This window comes from Leuconostoc falkenbergense (genome assembly GCF_014634805.1).
GTDB classification, from domain to species: Bacteria; Bacillota; Bacilli; order Lactobacillales; family Lactobacillaceae; genus Leuconostoc; species Leuconostoc falkenbergense.
Genome location: NZ_BMBS01000074.1, coordinates 1 through 2,796, shown reverse-complemented (window position 1 = coordinate 2,796; position 2,796 = coordinate 1). Strand labels below are relative to the sequence as shown.

Sequence of the window (2,796 nt, the reverse complement as noted above, 5' to 3'; positions counted from 1 at the left end):
TTTTATAATCGAAATCGTATCTCAAATGTTGCCTAAGTAACTGAATAAAAATAGTCCAATTTATTGACTTCTGAGCATAAGTTGTCGAGTTGCAAGTAAAAAGACTATCCACGTATTGTAAAAATACGATGCATAGTCTTTTTTGTTTGTAAAAGTTTCAAAAAAATCTTTCTTAATCGCTTAATGGCTCGATAACGACTAACATTCTTTTTGTAAAAATCCTGATGATAGTTTTCAGCCGGCCAAAATTTTAATACCTCTCGGATGTCAACAACAATTGGTTTCTTGAACAACTGAGAATTAATCATATCTGTTTTTGATTTTTTGGCTAACGAGAGTTGAACATTGTTTGTAACAAAAATCACGGGTTTATAACTTTCTCCACGATCATCGAACTGACCATATTCGTCTGTCGGGTCAATCAGAGACCAATAAATTGTCAACAATTGTTGATAGGTTATTTGACGCGAATCAAATATTATTTCAACCGCTTCTATATGACCAGTCATTTGTGAAACACTTCATCATAAGATGGATGAGCAATCGTTCCACCAGTATAACCTGAAATAACGTCAATAATACCTGGCAATTTGTCAAAGGGTTCGACCATACACCAAAAACACCCACCGGCAAAAATAGCACGTTCTTGATAGGGTAAATCATCTTGGTAATGGCGGCTCATTTTATCACGTGTATCTATTTGTTTTTCACCTGTTATGCTTAAATAAAAATCCATCACATCTGGTGTCAAATTACGGCGCACTGCCAAAGGTTTTAATTCAGACTTCAGTTGATCCAACAGAGTGTTGAGTGAAAAACCATTAACGTTATCTTTCGCCTCAACAAGAACTTGTCGTTCCCATTCTCTTGTTCTTGGATTAAGAATTAGATTATAAATTTGTTGCCAAACTACATCATCCGCTTGTGTCATCATGTCCTTAGTCTCCGAGAACATATCATTTTTTCATCTCACAAAACAATCACGTAAAATATGCTAAATTTGTCCCCAACTCGCTGCGCTGATTGAAGGAAAGAGATGCACGAGTCGATTAATTTCTGACGTCGAAAATTTAAATTCAATTGCCGGCAAAAAAGTATTAACAGAATTTTCTGCTACTTCACTAATTTCCGTCATCCCAACTAAATGATGTTGTTGATCAAAGACAAGCGCGTTTTGGGCCAGTTGATCATTGGCAACTTGACGATACCAGTCATCTTTCAAATCATTTTTCTGAATTTCATAATTTTTGGACTGTTTTGAATCAACTTCAACGCCTGCTTTTGCAATTCTTGGTGATGTAAAAACAACAGACGGAATTACCGGATACTTGATTTCTGAACTAATTTTGTCCGAAAACAGATTAAAAAGATAAGTCGATTCGAAAATAGCCGTTGGCGTCAATTTAGGCTGGACTTTATCAATAACATCTCCGGAAGCATATATATTATCAACAGTCGTTTGTAAAAAACCATTAACTTTAATACCAATTTCATTATACTTTACGCCTATTTCATCCAAGCCGATATTGTTAACATTAGGCACACGACCACTAGCGTCAAGGATGTAATCGACTTTTAATTCTTGGCCATTAGCATAGTGAACCACTTGCGATTGACCACTTTGGGTAAATGATGAGACATTAGCATTTTGAATAAAGGATACCCCTCTTTTTTCTAAATCATTGATCACCTGACGCACATATGGCGTATAAAATTGTCTCAAAGCTCGGTTACCATGCATTAAAACAGTTACTTTGGAACCAGCTGCATTAGCAATTGTGGCAAATTCCATACTAATATAACCAGAACCAATAATAGCGATTTTTTCCGGAAGTTGACCCAAAGACATAAAGTCACGACTATCATGCGCCAGCTCGTTACCAGAAACTTCTAATCGATGTGGATGCAACCCAGTTGCGATAACAATTTTTTCAGCAGTTTTGGCATCACCGTTAACTGATATTGTGTGTTTGTCAATAAATTTGCCATAGCCATTTATAATTTCGACTCCAGATTTGACTAATAAATTGCTTACCATGGCTGGTAATGGATCAATAATACGTGATTTGTTTTTAAAGTTTTGTTGCCAATCAATTTGTAAATCGTTAGCTGTAATTGAACTCAAGTTCTCAAGAGCTCTTTTTAAAACCACAGGTTGATCAAGTGCTATCTTTGCATTACAACCATAATTTGGGCATGTGCCTCCAATCATATCTGTCTCAATAACGCCAACCTTTTTGCCAGTTTGTGCGAGAGGAATAGCCCCATCAAAGGTTCCATGCCCGCTACCAATATAGAGTACATCATAATCATACGTTTTTGCCATTTCAACCTCTTTCATGATACTTCTGTGAGATATCGACTGATAGATATATCGATTGACTTCAGTATATTCTTCCGACAGAATAAATACTAACAATTTGCTTATGACGCTAGATCAAAACTTTTTTAAATACTCCTACTTATTATTGCTACTTTTAGTAATTGGTGTTAGCAAAATTGCAACATTTTTATCGACAACATTCATCATTGACACAGTTACTAAACGATTTTTTTGTACCGACAGCAGCCCCTTATCATTACCTGAGTCCTTCCCCTGTGCTTCATATAGCGTGACATTAAAATTATCCTTCTGTGTACTTTTTGGAATAACTGTTCCTTCATAAGTTGTCACTGACAGTGATAATACTGATCCTGCCTTAGCTGACGCACTAACTTCTTGCTCAGAAGTCAATAAATTGGACTATTTTTATTCAGTTACTTAGGCAACATTTGAGATACGATTTCGATTATAAA

2 protein-coding genes and 1 pseudogene are annotated in these 2,796 nt (G+C 35.8%); all 3 read right to left on the bottom strand.

Annotated elements, in window-relative coordinates; all coding sequences use genetic code 11:
• Nucleotides 1-104 precede the first annotated feature (104 nt).
• Nucleotides 105-931 (bottom strand): annotated as a pseudogene (gene msrA / locus IEU71_RS09850) (peptide-methionine (S)-S-oxide reductase MsrA).
• A gap of 63 nt (nt 932-994) precedes the next feature.
• Nucleotides 995-2,326, bottom strand: a complete 1,332-nt coding sequence (locus tag IEU71_RS09845) for a dihydrolipoyl dehydrogenase family protein (protein ID WP_004912591.1) — start codon at nt 2,324-2,326, stop codon at nt 995-997.
• Nucleotides 2,327-2,458: 132 nt separating this feature from the next.
• Nucleotides 2,459-2,734, bottom strand: a complete 276-nt coding sequence (locus tag IEU71_RS09840; RefSeq protein ID WP_004912594.1) for a hypothetical protein — start codon at nt 2,732-2,734, stop codon at nt 2,459-2,461.
• Between the last annotated feature and the right edge of the window lie 62 nt (nt 2,735-2,796).

Bases quoted from the DNA above. Each gene is read 5' to 3' on its own strand.
- IEU71_RS09845 (WP_004912591.1), bottom strand. From the start codon at position 2,326: ATGGCAAAAACGTATGATTATGATGTACTCTATATTGGTAGCGGGCAT.